Origin of the sequence: Sphingomonas sp. UNC305MFCol5.2, from assembly GCF_000712135.1 — a bacterium.
In the GTDB taxonomy this organism is placed as follows: Bacteria; Pseudomonadota; Alphaproteobacteria; order Sphingomonadales; family Sphingomonadaceae; genus Sphingomonas.
In genome coordinates, this window is record NZ_JOOE01000003.1 from 577,089 (window position 1) to 599,973 (window position 22,885).

At 66.9% G+C, this 22,885-nt stretch carries 23 protein-coding genes; 7 read left to right on the plus strand and 16 right to left on the minus strand.

Translation table 11 applies throughout. The features are described from left to right. Window positions 1-90: 90 nt before the first annotated feature. From BR78_RS0114495 to BR78_RS0114525, 7 genes are all read left to right on the plus strand, one after another. On the plus strand, window positions 91-1,524 hold the full coding sequence (locus tag BR78_RS0114495) for an NAD(P)-dependent oxidoreductase (RefSeq protein ID WP_029936811.1): 1,434 nt from the start codon (window positions 91-93) through the stop codon (window positions 1,522-1,524). Beyond that, entirely contained in the window at window positions 1,521-2,162 is a 642-nt protein-coding gene (locus BR78_RS0114500) for a hypothetical protein (protein ID WP_051683346.1), read from the plus strand. The genes BR78_RS0114495 and BR78_RS0114500 overlap by 4 nt, the downstream gene beginning before the upstream one ends. Next, entirely contained in the window at window positions 2,159-6,667 is a 4,509-nt protein-coding gene (gene gltB, locus BR78_RS0114505; RefSeq protein ID WP_029936813.1) for a glutamate synthase large subunit, read from the plus strand. Before BR78_RS0114500 ends, gltB begins: the two co-directional genes overlap by 4 nt. 3 nt (window positions 6,668-6,670) lie before the next feature. After that, window positions 6,671-7,015, plus strand: a complete 345-nt coding sequence (locus BR78_RS0114510; protein ID WP_029936814.1) for a hypothetical protein — start codon at window positions 6,671-6,673, stop codon at window positions 7,013-7,015. 80 nt (window positions 7,016-7,095) lie between these two features. Next, window positions 7,096-7,518, plus strand: a complete 423-nt coding sequence (locus tag BR78_RS0114515) for a hypothetical protein (protein WP_156022333.1) — start codon at window positions 7,096-7,098, stop codon at window positions 7,516-7,518. Window positions 7,519-7,563: 45 nt separating this feature from the next. Continuing rightward, window positions 7,564-8,235: a glutathione S-transferase family protein gene (locus BR78_RS0114520; protein WP_029936816.1), complete on the plus strand. Its 672-nt coding sequence runs from the start codon at window positions 7,564-7,566 to the stop codon at window positions 8,233-8,235. Between the two features lie 207 nt (window positions 8,236-8,442). Next, window positions 8,443-9,348 (plus strand): OmpA family protein, encoded by a 906-nt coding sequence (locus BR78_RS0114525; protein WP_029936817.1) that lies wholly within the window; start codon window positions 8,443-8,445, stop codon window positions 9,346-9,348. A gap of 153 nt (window positions 9,349-9,501) precedes the next feature. Here BR78_RS0114525 and BR78_RS0114530 read toward each other — a convergent pair whose 3' ends face one another. The 16 genes from BR78_RS0114530 to fliF form a co-directional block, all read right to left on the minus strand. Then, window positions 9,502-9,900: a flagellar export chaperone FliS gene (locus tag BR78_RS0114530; protein ID WP_029936818.1), complete on the minus strand. Its 399-nt coding sequence runs from the start codon at window positions 9,898-9,900 to the stop codon at window positions 9,502-9,504. A 4-nt stretch (window positions 9,901-9,904) separates the two neighbouring features. Further along, window positions 9,905-11,335 carry a flagellar filament capping protein FliD gene (gene fliD / locus BR78_RS0114535; RefSeq protein WP_029936819.1) on the minus strand — a complete coding sequence of 477 codons (1,431 nt, stop codon included), beginning with the start codon at window positions 11,333-11,335 and terminating at the stop codon, window positions 9,905-9,907. 43 nt (window positions 11,336-11,378) lie between these two features. Next, on the minus strand, window positions 11,379-12,515 hold the full coding sequence (gene flhB / locus BR78_RS0114540; protein ID WP_029936820.1) for a flagellar type III secretion system protein FlhB: 1,137 nt from the start codon (window positions 12,513-12,515) through the stop codon (window positions 11,379-11,381). Then, window positions 12,515-13,285 carry a flagellar biosynthetic protein FliR gene (gene fliR, locus BR78_RS0114545; protein WP_029724320.1) on the minus strand — a complete coding sequence of 257 codons (771 nt, stop codon included), beginning with the start codon at window positions 13,283-13,285 and terminating at the stop codon, window positions 12,515-12,517. The genes flhB and fliR overlap by 1 nt, the downstream gene beginning before the upstream one ends. Window positions 13,286-13,288: 3 nt before the next feature. Further along, complete coding sequence (gene fliQ, locus BR78_RS0114550; protein WP_029724321.1) at window positions 13,289-13,558, minus strand: flagellar biosynthesis protein FliQ; 270 nt, start codon at window positions 13,556-13,558, stop codon at window positions 13,289-13,291. Window positions 13,559-13,560: 2 nt separating this feature from the next. Beyond that, entirely contained in the window at window positions 13,561-14,382 is an 822-nt protein-coding gene (gene fliP, locus BR78_RS0114555) for a flagellar type III secretion system pore protein FliP (protein ID WP_037566737.1), read from the minus strand. Next, the gene (locus BR78_RS0114560) at window positions 14,382-14,636 is read right to left on the minus strand and encodes a flagellar biosynthetic protein FliO (RefSeq protein ID WP_029724323.1); all 255 of its coding nucleotides are present in this window, start codon (window positions 14,634-14,636) and stop codon (window positions 14,382-14,384) included. The genes fliP and BR78_RS0114560 overlap by 1 nt, the downstream gene beginning before the upstream one ends. Then, window positions 14,633-14,932 (minus strand): flagellar motor switch protein FliN, encoded by a 300-nt coding sequence (gene fliN / locus BR78_RS0114565; protein ID WP_029724324.1) that lies wholly within the window; start codon window positions 14,930-14,932, stop codon window positions 14,633-14,635. Before fliN ends, BR78_RS0114560 begins: the two co-directional genes overlap by 4 nt. Beyond that, window positions 14,929-15,849 carry a FliM/FliN family flagellar motor switch protein gene (locus BR78_RS0114570; protein ID WP_231478268.1) on the minus strand — a complete coding sequence of 307 codons (921 nt, stop codon included), beginning with the start codon at window positions 15,847-15,849 and terminating at the stop codon, window positions 14,929-14,931. The genes fliN and BR78_RS0114570 overlap by 4 nt, the downstream gene beginning before the upstream one ends. Window positions 15,850-15,882: 33 nt before the next feature. After that, window positions 15,883-16,503 carry a flagellar basal body-associated FliL family protein gene (locus tag BR78_RS0114575; protein WP_029936823.1) on the minus strand — a complete coding sequence of 207 codons (621 nt, stop codon included), beginning with the start codon at window positions 16,501-16,503 and terminating at the stop codon, window positions 15,883-15,885. Between the two features lie 17 nt (window positions 16,504-16,520). Further along, a complete protein-coding gene (locus tag BR78_RS0114580; RefSeq protein ID WP_029936824.1) occupies window positions 16,521-17,618 on the minus strand; it encodes a flagellar hook-length control protein FliK in 1,098 nt (365 codons plus the stop codon). Between the two features lie 34 nt (window positions 17,619-17,652). Continuing rightward, the gene (locus BR78_RS0114585; protein ID WP_029936825.1) at window positions 17,653-18,081 is read right to left on the minus strand and encodes a hypothetical protein; all 429 of its coding nucleotides are present in this window, start codon (window positions 18,079-18,081) and stop codon (window positions 17,653-17,655) included. Between the two features lie 98 nt (window positions 18,082-18,179). Beyond that, on the minus strand, window positions 18,180-19,508 hold the full coding sequence (locus tag BR78_RS0114590; RefSeq protein WP_029936826.1) for a FliI/YscN family ATPase: 1,329 nt from the start codon (window positions 19,506-19,508) through the stop codon (window positions 18,180-18,182). After that, window positions 19,502-20,230: a FliH/SctL family protein gene (locus tag BR78_RS0114595; RefSeq protein ID WP_029936827.1), complete on the minus strand. Its 729-nt coding sequence runs from the start codon at window positions 20,228-20,230 to the stop codon at window positions 19,502-19,504. The genes BR78_RS0114590 and BR78_RS0114595 overlap by 7 nt, the downstream gene beginning before the upstream one ends. Further along, entirely contained in the window at window positions 20,223-21,233 is a 1,011-nt protein-coding gene (gene fliG, locus BR78_RS0114600; protein WP_029936828.1) for a flagellar motor switch protein FliG, read from the minus strand. The genes BR78_RS0114595 and fliG overlap by 8 nt, the downstream gene beginning before the upstream one ends. Continuing rightward, a complete protein-coding gene (fliF, locus tag BR78_RS0114605; protein ID WP_029936829.1) occupies window positions 21,230-22,882 on the minus strand; it encodes a flagellar basal-body MS-ring/collar protein FliF in 1,653 nt (550 codons plus the stop codon). Before fliF ends, fliG begins: the two co-directional genes overlap by 4 nt. Window positions 22,883-22,885: the final 3 nt, after the last annotated feature.

Here is a 22,885-nt window from a genome sequence, read left to right on the forward strand (position 1 = left end):
GTTGCGAATTGAGCTTTCGTGTCGATGAATCGATAAATATGGCAGTAATACTGCCTTTTGTTTTGTGGCGCCTTGCGATAGGGGCGCGGCATGGCAGACGATGCGATGCTCAAATTCGTGGCGCGGGGGCAGGAATATCCGGCCAAGCGCGAGGCTGAACTCCGCGCGGAAGATTTCCGCGAGATCGCGGACCGCTACGCCGTGCCCGAGGCCGAGGCGCAGGCCGGGCGCTGCTCGCAATGTGGCGTCCCCTATTGCTCGGTGCATTGCCCGTTGCACAATCACATTCCCGATTGGCTGCGGCTGACCGCGGAAGGGCGGCTGCGCGAGGCATATGCGCTCTCCAATTCGACCTCGACCATGCCCGAGATCTGCGGCCGTATCTGCCCGCAGGACCGGCTGTGCGAAGGCAATTGCGTCATCGAATTCTCGGGCCACGGCGCAGTGACGATCGGGTCGGTCGAGAAGTTCATCACCGACAAGGCATGGGACGAAGGCTGGGTCGAGCCCGTCCGCGTCGGCCCGGCGCGCGGCCAATCCGTTGGTGTCATCGGCGCGGGACCGGCGGGACTCAGTGCCGCCGAATATCTGCGTGAGATGGGCTATGACGTGCACGTCTATGACCGGCACGATCGCGCCGGGGGGCTGCTGACCTATGGCATCCCGGGCTTCAAGCTCGAGAAGCATATCGTCATGCGGCGAGTCGCCCGACTCGAAGAGGCGGGAATCGTCTTTCACACCAGTTTCGAGATCGGCCGCGACGCGACGCTGGAGGAACTGCGCGCGAAACACGACACGATCCTGATCGCCACCGGCGTCTACAAGGCGCGCGGGATCAAGGCGCCGGGCGTCGGCGCCGCGGGCGTGGTCGAAGCACTCGATTATCTGACCGCGTCGAATCGCAAGGGCTTCGGCGATGCCGTTCCGGCGTTCGACGACGGCAGCCTCGATGCCGACGGCAAGCATGTCGTCGTGATCGGCGGCGGCGATACCGCGATGGACTGCGTCCGCACGGCGATCCGCCAGGGCGCGGCATCGGTGAAGTGTCTCTATCGCCGCGACCGCGCCAACATGCCCGGCTCTCAGCGCGAAGTCGCCAATGCCGAAGAAGAAGGCGTCGAGTTCGTCTGGCTTTCCGGGCCCGAGGCGTTCGACGGCACCGACAAGGTGACCGGCGTGCGCGCGTCGAAGATGCGGCTCGGCGCACCCGACGCCTCAGGCCGGCGCGCGCCCGAAGTCGATCCCGGTGGCGCGTTCCAGCTCAAGGCCGACCTCGTGATCAAGGCACTCGGCTTCGAGGCCGAGGATTTGCCCCGACTGTTCGGTTCGGAAGGGCTGGGCGTAACGCGCTGGGGCACGCTGCGCACCGATGGCAAGACCATGATGACCAGCCTCGACGGCGTGTTCGCCGCGGGCGACATCGTGCGCGGCGCGAGCCTCGTCGTTTGGGCGATCCGCGACGGCCGCGACGTAGCTGCGCACATGCATGCGTGGATGCGCGCCAAGGCGAGGGTCGCCGCATGATGCGGATCGAGGGATTGGCAGTCGCTCTGGCGCTGGCGGCACCTGGTGTTGCGGCGGCGCAGACCGTCCCACCGGCCGCTGCCCAGACGGCGCCGACTGATCCTGCCCGGCTCGCAATGGCCGGAAAAGTCGTCGCGAAGCTGGTACCGCAAGGCGTGTATCTGCGCATGATGCGCGATGCCTTTCCGCAGATGATGGAGGCGATGATCGGTCAGATGAGCGGGCTGACCCCCGCCGATCTCGGCCAGAAGGACAATAGCGGCAAGACGATCGACCAGATCGCGGCCGAGCGCGACCCAGCCTTTCGCGAGCGCATGACGATCATGACCCGCGTGATCGGCGACGAAATGGGCAAGGTGATGGACAAGCTCGAACCGCGCGTCCGTGTTGCGCTGGGCAAATCCTTCGCACGCCGCTTCACGCTTCAGCAACTCGGCGAGATGGACACGTTCTTCGCGACGCCGACGGGCTCCGCTTTCGCGCAAGACTATTTGCTGACCTTCATGGATCCCGAGATGATGCAGGAAATGTCGGCAGCCGCGCCCGAGATGATGCGCGTGATGCCCGCCATCATGAAACGCGTCGAGGAAGAGACCGCGCATTTGCCGCCGCCGCCCAAGCCCGAGACCAAGCAATGACCAACGAAGCCGAACGCACCCGCCTCGCCCGCGAGGGCATGTACCGTCCCGAGTTCGAAGGCGATGCCTGCGGCGTGGGCATGGTCGCCGCGACCGACGGTCAGCCGTCGCGCCGCGTCGTCCAGTCGGCGATCGATGCGCTCAAGGCCGTGTGGCACCGCGGCGCAGTCGATGCCGACGGCAAGACCGGTGATGGTGCCGGCCTGCATGTCGACCTGCCCGTGCGCTTCTTCGACGATGCGATCGCCGCGGGCGGCCACCGCGTGATGCCGAACCGGCTCGCGGTCGGCATGATCTTCCTGCCGCGCACCGATCTGGGCGCGCAGGAGAGCTGCCGAACGATCGTCGAATCGGAGATCATCGAGGCGGGCTACACCATTTATGGCTGGCGCCAGGTGCCCGTCGACGTGTCGGTCATCGGCATGAAGGCGCAGGCGACGCGACCGGAGATCGAGCAGATCATGATCGCGGGACCGATGCCCGATGCGATCGACGCCGCCGAATTCGAGAAGAACCTCTATCTGGTCCGCCGGCGGATCGAGAAGCGCGTCATCGCCGCACAGATCAGCGGATTCTACATCTGCTCGCTGTCGACGCGATCGATCATCTACAAGGGGCTGTTCCTCGCGGAGAGCCTCGGCGAATTCTATCCGGATTTGAAGGACGAGCGCTTCACCAGCCGCGTGGCGATCTTCCACCAGCGTTATTCGACCAACACCTTCCCGCAATGGTGGCTGGCGCAGCCCTTCCGCTGCCTCGCGCACAATGGCGAGATCAACACGATCCGCGGCAACAAGAACTGGATGCTCAGCCATGAGATCAAGATGGCGAGCATCGCGTTCGGCGAGCAGAGCGAGGACATCAAGCCGGTGATCCCGGCCGGCGCGTCGGACACCGCCGCGCTGGACGCGGTGTTCGAGGCGATCTGCCGCTCGGGCCGCGACGCCCCCACGGCCAAGTTGATGCTGGTGCCCGAGGCGTGGGACGAGAACACGCCGGAGAGCCATCTGGCGATGTACAAATATCTGGCGAGCGTGATGGAGCCGTGGGACGGCCCCGCCGCGCTGGCGATGACCGACGGCCGCTGGGCGGTGGCGGGGGTGGACCGCAATGCGCTGCGTCCCTTGCGCTACACCCAGACGTCCGATGGGCTTCTCATCGTCGGCTCCGAGACGGGCATGGTCCAGATCTCTGAATCCTCCGTCATCGCCAAGGGACGGATGGGCCCGGGGCAGATGATCGCAGTCGATCTGGACAAGGGCGTGTTGTTCGACGACGCCGCGATCAAGGATCGCATCGCGGGCGAAGCGAACTATGCCGCGATGATCGGCGAGTTCATCACCATCGACGACTTGCCCGCGCCCGCCGACGAACCCGGCCATTATGATCGCGCCGAACTGACGCGCCGCCAGGTCGCGGCGGGACAGACGCTCGAAGACATGGAGCTGATCCTCGCGCCGATGGTCGAGACCGCCAAGGAAGCGATCGGCTCGATGGGCGACGATACGCCGCTCGCGGTGATCTCGGACAAGCCGCGGCTGATCAGCCAGTTCTTCCGCCAGAATTTCAGCCAGGTCACCAACCCGCCGATCGATTCGCTGCGCGAGCGCCAGGTGATGACGCTGCGGACGCGCTTCGGGAATCTGGCGAACATCCTCGATCCCGAGGGTGCGCCCGGACGCGTGCTGGTTCTTGAGAGTCCGGTGCTGACCAATGCCGACTGGTACCGCCTCCGCGCGCATTTCGGAGCGCAGGCGGCCGAGATCGACTGCACTTTCGAAGCGAAGGGCGGGCCCGACGCGCTTCGCGCCGCGATCACGCGCATCCGCTACGAAGCGGAACAGGCGGTTCGCGCCGGCTGCACCGAATTGTTCCTCACCGATGAGCATCTCGGCGCCGACAAGGTCGCGATCGCCGGCGTGCTCGCGGCCGCCGCAGTCCACACCCATCTCGTCCGGCGCGGACTACGCTCTTACGCCTCGGTCAACGTGCGCTCCGCCGAATGCCTCGACACGCATTATTATGCAGTGCTGATCGGCGTCGGCGCCACGACGGTGAACGCCTATCTCGCCGAGGCCTCGATCGCCGACCGGCAGGCACGTGGGCTGTTCGGAGATCTGAGCCTCGCCGAATGCCTCGAGCGCCACCGCAAGGCCATCGACGAAGGGTTGCTCAAGATCCTGTCGAAAATGGGCATCGCGGTGATCTCGTCGTACCGCGGCGGCTATAATTTCGAAGCGGTCGGCCTCAGCCGCGCGCTGGTCAACGATCTGTTCCCAGGCATGCCGGCCAAGATCTCGGGCGAAGGCTATGCCTCGCTCCATCTGAACGCGATGATGCGCCATGAGGCGGCATTCGATCGCGCGATCGCCGCGTTGCCGATCGGCGGCTTCTATCGCCAGCGCCACGGCGGCGAAACGCATGCCTATTCGGCGCAGCTGATGCATCTGTTGCAGACCGCGGTTTCGACCGACAGCTATTCGTCCTACCTGCAATTCGCGCGCGGCGTGCGCGACATGCCGCCGGTCTATCTGCGCGACTTGCTCGAATTCAACTTCCCGAACGAAGGCATCGCGATCGAGCAGGTCGAGGCGATCACCGAGATCCGCAAGCGCTTCGTGACGCCGGGCATGTCGCTCGGCGCGCTCTCTCCCGAAGCGCACGAGACGCTCGCCATCGCGATGAATCGCATCGGCGCCAAGGCGGTGTCGGGCGAGGGCGGCGAGGACAAGCTGCGCTACAAGCCCTACGAAAATGGCGACAATGCCAACTCCGTCATCAAGCAGATCGCGAGCGGACGTTTCGGCGTGACCGCCGAATATCTGGGCGCCTGTGACGAGATCGAGATCAAGGTCGCGCAGGGGGCCAAGCCCGGCGAGGGCGGCCAGTTGCCCGGCTTCAAGGTCACCGAGTTCATCGCGAAGTTGCGCCACGCAACTCCGGGGGTGACCTTGATCAGCCCGCCGCCGCACCACGACATATATTCGATCGAGGACCTCGCCCAGCTCATCTACGACCTCAAGATGATCAACCCGCGCGCGCGGGTGTGCGTCAAGCTGGTCAGCTCGGCGGGGATCGGCACGGTCGCGGCGGGCGTCGCCAAGGCGCACGCGGACGTGATCCTTGTCGCCGGCCATGTCGGCGGTACCGGCGCGAGCCCGCAGACTTCGGTCAAATATGCCGGTACGCCATGGGAAATGGGGCTGACCGAGGTCAACCAGACGCTCACCCTCAACGGCCTGCGCGGCCGGGTGACGCTGCGCACCGATGGCGGGCTCAAGACCGGGCGCGACATCGTCATCGCCGCGATCCTCGGCGCCGAGGAATTCGGCATCGGCACGCTGAGCCTGGTGGCGATGGGCTGCATCATGGTGCGCCAGTGCCATTCGAACACCTGCCCGGTCGGCGTCTGCACGCAGGACGAGCGCCTGCGCGCGAAATTCGTCGGCACGCCGGAAAAGGTCATCAACCTGATGACCTTCATCGCCGAGGAAGTGCGCGAGATCCTTGCGAAGCTCGGCTTCTCCAGCCTCGACGAAATCATCGGCCGCACCGAATTGCTCCGCCAGGTCAGCCGCGGCGCCGAGCATCTCGACGATCTCGACCTCAATCCGATCCTCGCCAAGGTCGATGCCGACGACGCCAACCGGCGTTTCAGCCTGTCGACCTTCCGCAACGAGGTCCCCGACAGCCTCGATGCGCAGATGATCCGCGACGCGGCGGCGGTGTTCTCCCGCGGCGAGAAGATGCAGCTGACCTATTCGGTGCGCAACACGCACCGCGCGGTGGGCACGCGGCTCTCCTCCGAGGTCACGCGGAAATTCGGCATGTCGACGCTCGCCGACAACCACGTCCAGGTGCGGCTGCGCGGCTCGGCTGGGCAATCGCTCGGCGCGTTCCTGTGCAAGGGCATCACGCTCGAAGTGTTCGGCGACGCCAACGACTATGTCGGCAAGGGGCTTTCGGGCGGAACGATCGTCGTCCGCCCGATGGTGAGCTCGCCGCTCGCCAGCCAGGACAACACGATCATCGGCAACACCGTGCTCTACGGCGCGACCTCGGGACGCCTCTTCGCCGCCGGCCAGGCGGGCGAGCGCTTCGCGGTCCGCAATTCGGGCGCCGAAGTGGTGGTCGAGGGCTGTGGCGCCAATGGCTGCGAGTACATGACCGGCGGCACCGCAGTCGTGCTCGGCAAGGTCGGGATGAACTTCGGCGCCGGCATGACGGGCGGCATGGCCTTCGTCTATGACGAGGACGGCAGCTTCGCCGCGCGCGCTAATCCCGAGAGCATCGTCTGGCAGCGGCTCGCCTCGGAGCATTGGGAAGCCCGCCTGCGCGGACTCGTCGAGGCGCACGCCGAGGCGACCGACAGCAAATGGTCGCAGGGCATCCTCGAGGACTGGCATCGCGCGATAGGGCATTTCTGGCAAATCGTGCCGAAGGAAATGCTCACGCGGCTTTCGCACCCGCTCGACGACGAGGGCGAGGCCGTTGCGGCCGAGTGAGACATGAACCGACGCACTGTGCAGGAGCTTGGCGCGGCGTTCGTCATCGTCGCTATGCTGCTGGGCTTCACATGGTTCGCGTGGCTCAGGCTTCCCGCGGATCGCTCGGTCATCACGGCAAAAGCGACCGTCGTCTCGCTCGCCCCCGGGCTCGGGAGCAAGAGTAACTTGCGTCAGCCTTACGCGCTCCTGTCGCTCCAGCTGGACGACGGCATGCCCGTAACGCTTACGCGGCCGCTCTCGTGCTTGCCCAGAGTCAAGCCGGGCGACCGAATCCAGTTGTCCGGCGTGCACAACCATGGCGGCGCCATCCTATGGAGCATCGTCGGAGAGCCGTGCCCGGAATAGCGGGCGCTCGCTTACGTTCAGGCTAGGCTAAGCCGTTGACGCGGATGTATAAGACGTTCCTGACGACTCGGGAGAATGTCATGCGTCTGGTCACAGCCACTGCCCTATTATGCGCCGTTGCCATGCCCGCCGCCGCGCAATCGCGTGCCGACGCCGAAGCCGTGCGCCGGCTCAACGATCCGATGGTGCAGGAAGGCGTCGCGATGGCGATGAGCGCGCTGGCGGGTATCGTGCTCGACACCAGGGTCGGGCCGCTGGCGCGCTATGCCGATCCGGACGAGGATATCCGGCCGTCGGATACGCTGCGCGACGTCGAACGCCGCAGGGACCCACATTTCGAAGCCAAGCTCCACGACCGGACGCGCCGCGCGGTCGGCACCGTGGGTGCAGTGTCCGGTGACGCGCTGGCGATGAGCGGCGAACTGGCGCGCACCGCCGACCGGCTCCGCGCTGCGCTGGCGCCGCTCGCGAGCATGGCCCAGGCCTATAGCGACGATAATTGACGCATCCGCTGGACGCGCCGCGCGTCCTCGCTAGATACGAGTTGCATGTGGCAACTCCTGCAATTCCCGCTTTGTCCGTTTTCCCGGAAAGTTCGCCTGCTGCTGGGCGAGAAGGGCGTCGGCTATGAGCCGGTGCGCGAATCCCCCTGGCTGCGGCGCGACGAGTTCCTCGACCTGAATCCGACGGGCCAGGTGCCGGTGATGGTGGATACCGAACGCGGCGTAACGCTGATCGATTCGACCGTGATCTGCGAGTTCTTCGAGGAGACGGTCAGCAAGAACGCGATGATCAGCGGCACGGCCACCGATCGCGCGGAGATCCGCCGGCTGGTGATCTGGTTCGACGACCATTTCTACGGCGACATCACCGCGCCCCTGCTCCACGAGCGGATGATCAAGCGCGTGGTCCATAAAACCGCCCCCGACGCCAGGGCGCTGCGCGAGGCGATGAAGGCGGCGGTCGCCCACCTCGACTATATCGATTATTTGCTCGACCACCGCACCTGGCTCGCCGGGCCGACGATGAGCCTCGCCGATCTCGCGGCAGCCGCGCAGATCTCGATTGCCGATTATCTGGGCGGGATCGACTGGAAGAGCCACGACCAGGCCAAGCGCTGGTATGTCGGCATGAAGAGCCGCCCGAGCTTCCGGCCGCTGCTGGCGGAGCGGATGGAGGGCATCCCGCCGCCCGCGGATTACGAGAAGCTCGACGTCTAGGCCGCCTCTCCCATTGCCGGGCATTCGATTTGGAAGGTCTGCTTCTGACGGAAGCGACCCTTCCCTCCACGCAGCCCAGGTCGGTTCGTCGCAGCGAGCGCTCCAGCCACCCGCTCAACTGACGGCTCGCCTGAGCCTGTTCATCTGTCGGACAGCTTAACCTGAACACGCAGGGCCGGTGGGGGGCAATTTGAAGGAGGTTGCTCAATGCGTGTCATTTCCAAGAGATCAGGAGTTCGCTTCCTGGTGGCCTTGCTGGCCGCGTCTGCGTCCAGCAGCGCGATTGCCCAGCAGCAGCCGCAGCAGGAGCCGTCGCAGCAACAGCAGAGCCCGGCCGGTTCCAATATCGTCGTATATGGTGAATCCGCGCCTGCGATGACCGAAGGGCCCGAGGTGAAGGGCGTCATCGTCGCGCGCAACGACGACAAAATGAAGGTCAAGACCGCCGACGGCTCCAGCGTGGTCATCGCCGTCAACGATTCCACCAAGATCAAGGCCGGAGGCGGCCTGTTCAGCAGCACCAGCAAGCTCGGCGCGGATTCGCTGCTCAACGGGCTGCCGGTTACCGTCAAAACCATGCAATCGGGCAGTGACCTGGTGGCGAGCCAGATCAGTCTTCGGAAAAACGACCTCAAGACCGCGTCGATGATCCGCAACGCGACCGATCAGCGCTTCGAGGAACAGACCGCGGCAACGGAGGCGCTGCGCGGCCGCCTGGGCGATATCGACAAATATAATATCAAGGGCACCACCAACGTGCACTTCGATACCGGCAAGGCGGAACTGTCCGCACAGGACAAGGCCGAGCTCTGCACGACGGCGACCACGGCCGAGGGAACCGAAAACGCCCTGCTCCTGGTGGTAGGCTACACCGATTCGACCGGAAGCGACGACGTCAATCAGGAACTCAGCGAGAAACGGGCCAACCGCGTGATCAACTATCTCCAGCAGAAGTGCGGCTGGAAGCCCTATCGCATGCTCACGCCGACCGGCATGGCCACGGCGGACCCGCTGGCGAGCAACGACACTGCCGAAGGCAAGGCGCAGAACCGCCGCGTCGCGGTTAATATCCTGGTCAGCAAGAGCGTCGACGTCGCCGACAACAATATGTGAACCAGGCCGGGGCGGGCTTTGCCTCCCCCGGCATGTTCGCAAGCGGAACGTTGCAGGGGATCTCCGCATCGGGCCGGGAGTAGCAGTCCGCTCCCGGCCCGATGCCCCTTCTCCTCCCGTCCGGTCCCCGCCGTTCCACGCTACGCACCCCGCTCAGGAAGCGCCGACGCTCGCCCAGGCGCCGCCGATCTCCTCGAGGCTCGCCGCGGCTTCGCGGAACGGCGCGGGATCGGTGCCGATACTGGCCTGCAGCACCTGCTGGCGAAGCCCGTGATAGAAGGTCGCGAGCGCGCGCGAAACGTCGCCGCCCTTGTCGAAATCGAGCCCGGCCTCGAGCGCGAACAATATGGCGGTCGCGCGCGATACACGCTCGCTCTTGATCTGGCCCTGACGGCCCTCGGCCGCGCAGGCGGCGGCGCGCAGCGCCGCGACGCCTTCTTCATAGAGCAGGCCGACGAGACGGTGCGGGTTCGCCCCCGTCGTGCGGCCGGTCAGGTCGATCTGGCGATAGGTCGCGGCGGGGTCGGCAAGGGCGGTTGCGTAGCGGGTCATCGCGTCAATTGTCCGAATTCCACGCCTTGATCTGCTGCTCGAGGAAGCTCTGCGTCGACTTGTACGCCGCGACCTTCGAATCCATCGCCGCGAACTGCTGGGTCATCCGCGCGCGCATGGTCTCCGCGGCGGCGAGCGCGTCCGCTTTGTCGTCGGCGACATCCTCTTGCGCGTCGTCGTAAAGCGCCAGGCTGGCGGCGAGACCCGTTGGCCGGCCGAAGCGCGGGTCCGAAGCCTTGCCGATAGCGGTTTCGGCGATCTTGGAGAGCGCCGTGGTGAGGCCCGCACCGCCGGCGAACATCGCCTCGAGCTGATCGGGCCAGCTGCTCAACACCTTGGAGAGCCGCGTCGCATCGACGCGCAGCGTGCCGTCGCGCTGCGTCGCGACGCCGATGTCCGCGAGCTTGCCCGGGATTTCGTCGGTGGCGTCGGGCAGCAGGACGGTGAGCGACAGGCCCTTGAGCTGGCGCAGCAACTCCTTCGCCGCCGGATCGCCACGCAGCTCGCCCGAAATCGGGTCCACCGCCGCCTTCACCATCTTGTATATCTGGTTGTAGGTCTCGACGAAATTGGCGACCGCTTCCCCCAGCTCGGTGGTGGGCCGCGTCGCGCCGATCGCTACCTTTGTGCCCACCGACGCCGCGACGAGATCGAGACGCACGCCCGGGATCAGATTCGAGATGTTGTTGGTCGGATACGTGACGTCGACGCCGTCGAGCGAGACAAGCGCATTCTGGGCGGTTGCGTTGATCGTCGAGCCGCTTGCGTTCCGCCCGATATCGAGGCTGGCCAGATCGCCGCTGCCCGAGAGCTCGAACGCCTGCGAGGCACCGGTGGCGCTCTTGACCACCAGCCGCGCGCCGTTGCCGTCGGTGATCACCGAGGCGGTCACCCCGGGTTTGACGGCGTTGATGGCATCGGCCACGCCCTGAAGCGTGTCGTGCGCGGCATCGATCGTGATCGTGATCGGGCTGCTCGTTCCCGCAGTGAAATCGGTCATAGCGCCGTCGGCCACGGTGGCGGTGCCGAAAGTGAGGGTCAGCGTGCCGGTACCGATCACGCTCGACGCCCCATCGGCGAAGGCGGCGGTGCTGGCGACCTGACCCTGGGCGAGCTGACGGACCTCGAGACTGGCGTTCAAACCCGCCAGCGTGGCGCCGGGAAGCCGCGTCGTCCTGACGATGCCGGTATTCGCGCTGGTCGGCTGGGTGGCGAGCGTACCGCCCGAAGTGAGCTGCGACAGCGCATTCGCGAAATCGCTGATGCCGCTCCTGACCTCGCTGACCTTCGAGATCTGCGCGGTCAGCTTCTCGCCTTTTGCCGTCAACGCGGCGTTCTTGTTGGCAAAGGAGGCGTCGACGAGCTGGCCGACCAGCGACGTGATGTCGATGCCCGATCCGGTTCCCAGAGTCTTCGCAATCGATTCGATGGCCATCGCTTTTCCCCTGTCTTGTTAAGCGACCGCGCAGGCGCGCGCTTTAGGCCGGACGTTCGATTTTCTGGCCGTTCTCGTCGAACAATGCCCCGGCCGGCACGGTCACCGGCGGCTGGCCGCCGCCTGCCCGCTGGTTGACGCCGAATACGAAGGCGAGGACCGTGGCGATGGCGAGATACAGGTCGTCGCGGACCTCCTGCCCTTCGCGGCTGGTGTAATAGACGGCGCGGGCGAGCTGCGGATATTCGAGCACCGGCACCTGGAATTCACCGGCGAGCTCGCGGATCGCGAGCGCGGTCTGGCCGCGGCCTTTGGCGACGACGACCGGCACCTGGTCCTTGCCGGAAGCATAGCGCAGCGCGACGGCGAAATGCGTCGGGTTGGTGAGCACGACATGCGCGGTGGCGACGGTCTTGCGATAGCCGCCCTTGAGGATCTCGCGCTGACGCTGGCGTTGCGCGGCCTTCAACTCGGGCGAGCCCTCGGTTTCCTTATGCTCTTCCCTGACCTCCTGCTTGGTCATGCGGAGCTGGCGGAAGTGGCGGATCATCTGGATCGGCACGTCCACGCCGGCGATGATCAGCAAGCCGGCGGCCATGACGAACATCAAGGTGAGGAACTGGCCGCCGAGCGATCCGATCGCACCGTGCAGATCCGCGGAGACGAGCCCCAGCGACTGATGGGTGATCGATCGCAGCATCCACGCCCCCATGGCGCCGAGCAGCGTGACCTTGAGCAGCGACTTGCCGAGCTCGATCCAGCCGGTAGGGCCGAACATGCGCTTGAGGCCCGACGCCGGGTTGATCCGCGAGCCCTTGGGCGCGAAGAGCTTGTTGTTCCAGCCGATCGAGCCGAGCCCCGCCTGGCTCAGGATCGCCGCGGCAACGGTGAGCACGAACAGCCCGGCCAGCGAGGGCGCGAGCTTCCATCCCGCCGACATCAGCGGCCGCAACGGCTCGAAATTCTCGACGTCGCCGCGCCCGAACGAGAGGCAGGCGCGCATCACTTCCTTGCACGCGCCGATCAGCGACGGGCCGAGCAACGCCATCCATGTGCAGCCGACCAGAATCACGATCGCAGTGCCGAAATCCTTCGATTTGAGAAGCTGGCCTTCCTCCGTCGCCTTGCGTTTGCGCCTGGCTGTCGGGGCTTCCGTCTTCTCGCCGAAGCTCTCCGACATCAGCCGAGCACCAGCCGGGGCGCGGCGTCGAGCGCTTCGCGGATGATGACGAGGAGGTAATCGCCCATCGCCGGAAGCGCGAGCAAGATCGCGACCACGCCCATCGCGAGGCTGGCGGGCAGGCCGACCGCGAACAGATTGAGCGCGGGCGCGGCGCGGCTGAGCATGCCGACGACGACGTTGAGGCAGAGCAGCAGGAACCCGACGGGAAGCGCAAGCAGCAGTCCCGCGAGGAAGGCATAGCCACCGAACAGGGCGATGCTCAGCAGCCGTTCGGGCGCAATCCACGCGCCGGGAGGCATCGCCTCATAGCTGCGCACGACGAGATCGACGAGGACGAGGTGGCCGTCCACCGCGAGGAACAGGAGGGTGAGCAGCAGCGACAGGAACTGGCCGAGCGCCGGAGTCGAATGCCCGCTGGTCGGGTCGACCGCATTGGCGAAGCCCAGTCCCATCGACATGCCGATGACTTCGCTGGCGATCAGCGGCGCCGAAAAGGCGATCTGGAGGACGAAGCCGAGAGCGAGACCGATCAAGGCCTCTGCGGCGACGGCGAGCATCGTGGTGAGCGAGAAGATCTCGGCCGGGGGAGTGATATGGGTGGTGTTGATGACCAGCACCCCGATCGCGCCGGTAAGCGCGATGCGTGCCGGGAGCGGTATCGCGATGGCGCTGAACACCGGCGCCGCGACGAACGCCGCGCCGATCCGCACCATCGCGAACAGCAGGGCCCAGAGTTGCGGCTCGATCGAGAGGCCGAAGCCCATCATCGCTTATTTCACCAGATCCGGGATGCGCTCGAAGATGCTCGTGGTGAAGTCCCCGAGCAGCCCCATGATCATGCCGCCGAAGATCACGAGGCTCACCGCCACGACGATCAGCTTGGGAACGAAGGTGAGCGTCTGTTCCTGGATCGAAGTCGCCGCCTGGACCATGCCGAGGATCAGTCCCGACAGCAGAGCCGGCACCAGGATCGGCGCCGAGGCGAGCGCGAGGATCCACATCGCCTCGCGCGCGACGGTGAGAAAGTAATCGGCGTCCATTTCTAGGTCCCGAAGCTCGCGGCGAGGCTGCCCATCGTCAGCGCCCAGCCGTCGACCAGCACGAACAGCAGCAGCTTGAACGGCAGCGAGATGATCGTCGGCGACATCATCATCATGCCGAGGCTCATCAGCACGGTGGCGACGACGAGATCGATGACGATGAAAGGGAGGAAGATCAGGAAGCCGATCTGGAACGCAGTCTTCAACTCGCTGGTGACGAAAGCCGGGAGCAGCACCGAGAAGGGCACGTCCGACGGATTGGCATAGGGGCCACTCTTCGCCATATCTGCGAACATCTTCACGTCGCGGTTGCGGGTCTGCCTGATCATGAAGCCATGGAGCGCATCGCCGGTACCGGCGATCATCTGCGTCGCGCTGATCTCGCCGCGGGCATAAGGCTGGATCGCAGTCGTGTTGGCCTGATTGATAACCGGCGCCATCACGAAGAAGCTGAGGAACAGCGAGAGGCCGATCAGCACCTGATTGGGCGGAGTCTGCTGGAGGCCCAGCGCCTGACGCAGCACAGACAGCACGATGATGATCCGAGTGAAACTGGTCATCATCAGCAATATGCCCGGCAGCACCGTGAGCAGGCCCATGATGATGAGGACCTGGAGCGACAGGCTGAGCGGCGCATCGCCGCCGCCGAGATCGCCCAATGCGCGGTCTACCGCATCACCGACGCCGGGCGTGGGAACAGGCGCCGGCGCCGGTACGCCCTGGGCGAATGCCGGCGCAGTGAAGAGAATGAAGAAGGCGAGCAGCCCGACGAACAGCGCCGCGCGCCCGCCCACCGAGCGGGGAGCCGAAAGCCGTGCCAGCATCAGCTTGCCGCCTTGTCGACCAAAGTGACGCCGCTGCGGCTGACCGAGACGAGCAGTTTTTGCCCCTCGAACTCGACCACCGCGAGGCGGAGGCCGGGTGCGAGCATCATGGTTTCCTTGACCTGGACCATCCGCGTGCCCTGATTCTTCGGCAGCCGCGCCTCGAGCTTGCGCCACGCATAGAGGCAGCCGATCAGCAGGCCGCAAACGAGCGGCAGCAGGATCACCAGCTTGAGGATATACGACCACATCATGCGCGCGCGGTCCGCTTCTCCGGGCTGACCAATTCGGTCATCCGCACGCCGAACTTCTCGCCGACGGTGACGACTTCGCCGCGGCCGATCAGCGTCCCGTTGACGAAGATGTCGAGCAATTCGTTGGCGTCGCGATCGAGCTCGATCACGCTCTCCTCGCCCAACGCGAGGAGGTCGCGCAGGGATAGGGATGTCGAACCGATCTCGACGGTCAGCTTGACGTCGACGTCCTGGAGGAGCCGGAAATTGGCGGCCACCGAAGTATCGACGGGGAATCCCCCGGCCATGTCGTTCATCGGAAATCCTCTTCGCTGAGCGGTTCGAGTTGGGTGAGCCGGACCGCGGCGCGGCCGTTGGCGGTGCCGACGAGGCCGGTGCCCAGGCGGCGCGACGCCACCATCACCGGAACCTCGGCGCCGAAATCGATCGGGATCACGTCGCCGGCCTGCAGTTCGAGCAGGCGGCCGAGCGAGACCATGGGCTCGGCAAGCACCGAGCGGATCGGGAATTTGACTCCCATGACCGCGCGGGTGAGGCCGCTGCGCCATTCGGGCTCGACTTCGGTGGGCACGCCATGCACCTTGACCGCGAGCGCGGCGCCGTGCGGCTTGAGCGCCGCCACCGGATAAAGCACGTCGACAAAGGCGGGCTTGCGATCGCCGAGCGCAATGCCGAAGCGCGTGACGATCATGGGATCGTCGCCGGCGAATTCGGGAAGCGCGGCGAGGTTGCCGCCTTCCACCGCGCGGAAGGCGACGCGAGTCAGCGGCTCCCAGGCGGCTTCGAGCGGAATGGCGATCGCGGCGGCGAGGCGCAACGCCAGCGTCTCCCCGGCAGGGGTGAACTCAGCGGGCAGCGGATTGGGCGCCTCGCCATCGCCGCCGAAGAATGCGTCGAGCATCTCGAACAATTGCTTCGCATCGATCGCCAAGTGTACGTGCGCGCGCGAATTGCCCATCGCCAGCGGTTGCCACGCCGTGAGGCCGTGACCGCGCTCGGTGCGATAGTCCGCCCAGCGCTGCACGGCGAGCGGCTCGGCCCAGGTCCGCAGATCGGCGCGGCAGATCCCGTCGAACACGGGCTTCAACGCCTTTGCCAGCCGCGCGCAGAGGTGCTGCAGCGTGACGAGATCGCCGAACGGATTGAGATTCGCCGTGCCCAGCGCCGGCGCGTGCTCCGCGCTGGCCCGGGGCCGTTCCCGCCGTTCGGCCATGCCGATGTCTGAAGGGGCGTTAACCATGCCCGTTCACTGAACGATGAAATTGGTAAAGTAGACGTTACTTACGCCGCCGAAACCTTCCTTTTCCTTCAGCACGGCGTTGATAGCCTTGCTCAGGCGATCCTGGATCTGCCGCTTGCCCTCGGCAGTGAAGACCTCCTCCTCGGTGGTCTCCCCCAGCGCCATGAGGACCTGCGAGCGGATCGCGATCTCATGGGTCTTGATGTTCTCGACGACGCGCTCGTCATAGGGCGTCGAGACGGCGATGCCCACCTGAACGAAATGGACGCTGTCCTGGAGGTTCGACGTGAACTCCTTTTCGAGCGGATAATAGGTCGAGGCGTATTTGTCCCCGCCCTCGCCCTTGGGGGTCGGCTTGCCGTGGCCGGCAGACGCGCCCTCGCCGCTCTCGCCATGGCCGCTTTCGGCACCGCCGGCACCGGCACGCTTCTCCTCGCTCTTGGGGACGAGCCTGGGCTCGTCGTCATGCGTATCGGCGGGCTTCACGCTGAACCAGCCCGACTGCATGCCATAGACGGCAGCGCCGCCGCCGGTGGCGAGCAGGGCAATCGGGACGCCCACGAGAATGAGCAGCTTGCCGCCCTTCTTCTTTTTGGGCGCCGGCGTTGCTTCGATTGTATCGGCCATGACGGTCTCCGTTGATCTCAGGCGATGCGTTCGTTGGTTGGATCGTCGACCGCTTCCGCCGCGCGGGGCTCAAGCGGCTGCGGCGTCGGGTTTTGCTGGGGCTGGCGCGCCGAACCCTGCCCCGCCCCGCCGCCGTCGACGCTGGTCTGGCCGAGCTTGACGCCGCGGGCCTCGGCCAGTTCGGAGAGGCGCGGCTGGGCGTCGGCGAGGAGCTGGCGCGCGACCAGTGTCTCAGTGGCGAAATGGACATGGACGCGATCGCCGTCGTGGCGGATCGAGACATCGACCTTGCCGAGCGCTTCGGGCGACAAGCTCAGCCGCGTTTCGCGCGCCGGCGAGGCATCGCGCATCGCCTCGACATGATCGACCATCTGCCCCATCCATTCCTGGCGGCGCATGTCGAGCATGTTTTGCTGGACGTCGGCGGGCGCCGCGACGGCGTGCGGGCGGACGATGTCCGTGAATGCCGTCGGCGCCCCGGCGGGCAGCAAGTCCTGCATCAGCGTGCGACGCGTCTCGGCCGGAGCCGCGACCACAGGTGCGGCGGCGAAGAGCGCGGCGGCAAGCTGGGCAGGCGGGGTTGCCGGTGCTTCGACGGTCACGGGTTGTGCGACCGGCACGGCGACACGGAGCTCGATCGGTGCAGGCTCGGCTTCGGGCGGGGCGCGTTCGGGCTGGAGACCTGGCGCCTGTGCGGCGTCGAATTCGGGCTTGACGGTGTCGGTACCGATACCGTCGCCCGCAATCGGGAGCGCAGGCGCCGGGAGCGGCTCTCCTTCCGTTCCGTCCACGCCGACAATGGCCGGGCGCGGAGCCGTGCCGAGCGGCGGAGCCGGGGCCGGCGGAGTGGCGATGGGGAGGGCGAACCAGGCGAAGGCGATGTCCTCGGCGTCCGGCGTCTCTTCCTCGCCATCCATGTCAGCGATGTCGATTTCCGGCAGTGCCTTGCCGGGGGCGGCAAGGATTTGCCGGCTGGGCGCGAGGATCTCCCCCGCTTCAGCGGCAGCCGTCTTCGCTCGGGGCAGCGCGAAGCTGCCGGCCGCACCCGGTGCGGGCGGAGCCGCGCGCACGGGCCCGTGCGGGATCGCGGCGGGAAGCGACGAAAGCTGGATCAACGAAAACCCCCGGTGAAACTAATCACCGGTGCCTTCAGCAAATATCGTGCCGTTTTCTCGGGCTGGCCGGCAGAGTCTCCAGTTCGCGGAGCGCCTTGAGCACGGCCCTGGTATCCTCACGCTCGATCAATTTCTCGATCGCACTCTGGTCGCGATGCGCCTCGCGGGTCGCGGCACGCGCGTTTTCGAGCCCTTGCCGGGCAACGACGACGCGGCGTTCGGCGGCGTGCGCCGACTGGTGGAGCCGGTCGCGATAATGCGCGGCGGCGATCAGCGACGTAGCGAAGGTGGGCGCCGGCGCCGCGACGGGCGCGACATTGGCGGCGAGCGCAGCGATACGCTCGCGTAGAGTCTCTTCCTGGTCGACCTTGGCGCGCGCGTTCACTTCGGCCGCGCGGACCTGATCGAGCTGGAGCGTGCGGACCCGCAAAAGCCGTTCGAGCGTCTTGGCCGTCCTAGGCATTTTTGCAGTCCCGCACCGGCCCGCTCCCCCACCCGGCCACCCATATGATACTGCCGTTGGGTGGCCGGGTGGGGGAGCGGGCTGGCACCGTCGTCAGATCACGCATCGCCGAACACGCCGGTCAGCTCGGTGACGGCGTCGGGCAGGGTCACGATTTCGTCCGCACCCTGGCGGATATATTCCATCACCGCCGGGTGACAGGCGATCGCGGCGTCGATCTCGGGATCCGCGCCGGGGCGATAGGCGCCCATCAGCACGAGATCGCGATTTTCCTCATAGGTGGCGAGATGCCGGCGCAGCACGCGTGCGGCATGGATATGATCTTTGTCCGCGATGTCGGTCATCACGCGGCTGACCGAGGGACCGAGATCGATCGCCGGATAGACACCGCGTTCGCCCAGCGCGCGGCTGAGCACGATATGGCCGTCGAGGATCGAGCGTGCGCTGTCGACGACCGGATCGTTGCCGTCGTCGCCGTCGGCGAGCACGGTGTAGATCGCCGTGATCGACCCGCCCGAGGACACGCAGGTGCCGGCGCGTTCGATCAGGCTGGGCAGCATCGCGATTGCCGAGGGCGGATAGCCGCGCGCGCTGGCGGGTTCGCCGAGCGCGAGGCCGATCTCGCGGCCGGCATGCGCCACGCGTGTCAGCGAATCCATGATCAGCAGGACCTTCTTGCCCTCGGCGCGGAAGGACTCGGCTATGGCGGTGGCGCGCAATGCGCCGCGGATGCGGAGCACCGGCGAGTGATTGGCGGGGACCGCCACCACCACCGAGCGCGTACGGGCGGCGCCGAACACCTTGGTCTCGAGGAAATCGGCGACTTCGCGCGAGCGTTCGCCGATCAGCCCGACGACGACGACATCGGCTTGCGCCGCGCGGACGATCATGCCGAGCAGCACCGACTTGCCGACGCCGGACCCCGCCATGATGCCGACGCGCTGGCCCTGGCCGATGGTGAGCAGCCCGTTGATCGCGCGGACGCCGACATCGAGCGGCTCGAGCACGCGGCCGCGATCGAGCGGCGACTGGAGCTTGCCCGCCAGCGGCCATTTGCCTGCCCCGCGAACGGGTCCGAGCCCGTCGATCGGCTTGCCCGCGCCATCGACGACGCGGCCGAGCAGTGCCGCACCGACCTCGGCCTCGCCCGGAGGGCCGATCGGGCGCACCGGCGCGTTGGGAAGCAAGGCGGCGGGGCCGCCTAGATTCATCATCAGGGTCTTGCCGCCACGAAAGCCGATCACTTCGGCCTCGATCCGGCTGGCGCCGTCACCGACCGCGCACACCGTGCCGACGGGCAATGCGAGGCCGACCGCCTCCATCAGCAATCCGTCATAGGAAGACAGCCGGCCGGAGACCTTGGGCCGGGGCGCGAAATCGCGACACCCCAGTCCGTCGAGATAATCGTCGGTGAACTTGTTCAGCATGCGGGCGGGATCGGGACGCGATCGATCGCCTGGGCGAGCTGCTCGAGCCAGATTTCGGGGCCGTCCTCGACGATCGTCGACGCGCTCTCGACGACGAAACTGCCGCGCGCGACATGCGGATCGCCGACCGGGAAGATCGTCGCCGGAAGCCTGCCCTGGACCAGCGGCGCATCGTCGGGGTGCAATCGCAGCAGCGCCGATTCGGCGCCATCGGCGAGCAAGTCGACTGCCGCGGTGATCCGCGCGGCGAGGATGTCGGGCGCGATGCCCGCATCGCCGATCATGCGCTGGACGAGATGGAGCACGGTCTGGCGGAGGTGACCGGCCATGCGCTCGCGATCGAAATGCGCGCCGGCGGCGAGCGCGGCGGAAACCTGATCGAGCAATGCAGTCTCGCGGGCGCGGGCCTCCTCGACCTCGGCGAGCGCGGCGGCGCGGCCCTCGGCGAACCCCGCCTCGTGCGCGGCGGCGATCGGATCGAGGAAAACGGCGGGCGCGGGGGGCATCTCGGCAGTGAAGGGGTCCCAGCCCTCGGTGGGGTTCATGCCCGGATCGGCGGGCGAGAAGTGGCGCGGCGAGATCGGCGCGGGTTCGTCGAACGTGCGCCGGCCGATGCTGCCGACATCGGCGGCGGCAAAGGGGGCCCCTTCGCCGAACGCGCGGTGTAGCATTTGCGCCGCGACCTGGATGCGGCCTGCGAAGCCGGGGGCGAAATCAGACATAATCGTCGTCGCCGCCCTTGCCCGGCATCTGGAGCGTACCGTCCTTCACGAGGCCGCGGGCGATGGCGATCATCACCTTCTGCGCATCGAGCACATCGGCGAGCTTCATCGGCCCGCGCGCTTCGATCTCGTCGCGGATACCGTCGGCGGCCCGGCTCGACATGCAGCCGAGGAAGCGATTGCGGACGCCTTCCTCGACGCCCTTCATGGATTTGACCAGCACGTCGGAATCGACGCTGCGGATGAGAGTCGACAGATTCTTGTCGTCGAGCTCGAGCAGATTGTCGAAGACGAACATCGCCTCCTCGATCGCCCTGGCGACTTCGCGGTCGATCTTGGCGAGCTTGGGCATGACGCGCTGCTCGGTGACCTTCCGCGCGCCGGACAGGATCTTGGCCGCTTCGCGCGTGCCGCCGAGCTGCAGCCCGACCGATTTGCGCGTGCCGCCGGCGCGACGGGCGAGCATCGCCTTGAGCGTCTCGATCGCCTCTGGCGGGACGGGGCCGAGCTTGGCGACGCGGCGCAGGATCTGCGGCTGCGCGTCCTGGGGCAGATGCTCGAAGACCTGCGCGGCTACTTCGGGATCGAGCTGCGCGAGCAGGACCGCCGCGATCTGCGGATGCTCCTCGGCGATCATCGACGCGATCTCCTCGGGCTCGAACCATTGCAGCTGTTCGAGCCGGGCGGTCGCTTCGGCGGGCACGATCCGCGCGAGCACGCCCTCGGCACGATCGGCGCCGAGCGCGCGCGTCATCATCCCCTCGACCTGCGGCCGGGGATCGAAGACGACGCTGGAGCGGCCACGCGCCTTGAACACGAAATCGTCGAGAACCTGCTCGACTTCGGCCTCGCTGACATCGGCGACGGTGAACATCGCCCGGCCGAGATCGCGGACCTCGTCGGGATCGAGCTTCTGGAGGATGGCCGCGGCCTCCTCCTCGCCGACCAGCATCATCAGCACCGCGGCACGCTCGACGCCGTTGAAGCTGCGCAGCACGTTCATCGGGCGTCCGCCTTGATCATGTCGCGGACCGCGAGTGCGGCGCGCGCGGGATTTTCGCGCGTGAAGCCGCGGACCAGCCCGACGCGATCGTCATAGCTGTTGCCGCGATCCTCGAGCATGTCGATCGACACGCTGGGGACCTGCGCGAACGCGTCTTCGGGATTGTGGCCGCCGATCGGCAGCGCGGGGCGCTGGCCGGCATCGTCGCGCTTCTTGAGCAATGCCCGGGCGAGCGGGCGCACCCCGAGGAAGAGGACGAGCAAGGCGATCACCAATGCCGTCGCGTTGCGCGCGGCCATCGGCACCCATTCGGCCTCGTACCAGGCGGGGCCCGCCTTGCCGGCATCGGCGGCGACGCTGAACTTGCGGCTGACCACGGTGACCTGGTCCTGGCGCTGGGCATTGTAGCCGACGGTGGCGCGGACCAGCTCGTTGATCTGGTTGATCTCGGCGATGCCGCGCGGCTTGCCCGGCTCCTCGCGTAGCAGCACCGCGACCGAGAGGCGGCGGACATTGCCGGGTGTGGCGCGGGTGACCGAGATTTCCTTGCCGGTCTCATAGGTGCGCGTGAAGCTGTCGGTCTGCTTGCTCTGCGGCTGCGCGGCGGGCGTGGCGGGCGCCGCGGTGGCGGTGGCGCCGGCCGCATTGGGCGCGACCAAATTGCTGACCGGCGGCGGAGTGTTCGAGAGCGCGCCGGGAATGCCGCCGGGGGACGTGGCGCCGTCCTTCGAGGTGCCGGTCCACGCGCCTTGCTCGGCGCGCATCACCTGGCCCTGCTTGTCATAGCTTTCGCGCGTGGCCTGGCTCTCGTCGAGATCGACATCGGCCTGGACTTCGGCAGTGAAATTGCCCGCGCCGACCATCGGGGTCAGCAATTGCGCCAGCTGCTCGCGATATTTGTCTTCGACGCGACGCTGGAAATCGATGCGGTTGTCGCCGGCGGTGGCGTCCTTGCCCCCCGATTTGGAGAGCAATGCGCCCATCTGGTCGACGATCGTCACGGCATCGGGCTGCATGCCCGGTACCGACGAGGCGACGAGATTGATGATCGCGCGGATCTGCGGCTCGCCGAGCGCGCGGCCCGGCTGGAGCTTGACGATGACGCTGGCCGAAGGCGCGGCGCGGTCGCGGACGAAGGCCGAAGCCTCGGGCGTGGCGAGATGGACGCGCGCCTCGGCGATCGCGTCGATCTCCTGGATCGAGCGGGCGAGCTCGGTCTCGCGCGCCTGGCGCATGCGCTCGCCTTCGACGGCGCGGCTGACGCCCATCGGCAGATTGTCGAGGAGCGCGTAGCCGCCGGGCGCCGCCTTGGGCAGACCCTGGCCGGCGAGGAGCATCCGCGCCTTGTGATAATCGTCCTCGGCCACGGTGATCGATCCCGATCCGTCGATGCTGTTGGCGATGCCGGCGCCTTCCAGCGCAGACGAGATCGCCGCCTTGTCGGCATCGGACACGTTGGCGAACAGGATGCGCTGAGGCGAGGTCGCGACCATCGACCAGGCGAGGAAGCCGGCGAAGACGAGCCCGACGAGGAAGACGAACGGCAGGCTGCGCCTGACCGCAGGCTGGCCGAGCAGGCCAGTGAGCTGCTGGAGCGGGCCGCGAGCCGGGATGCCGGCGGCGTCGGTGGGGGCGAGTGCGTTGCTCATCGG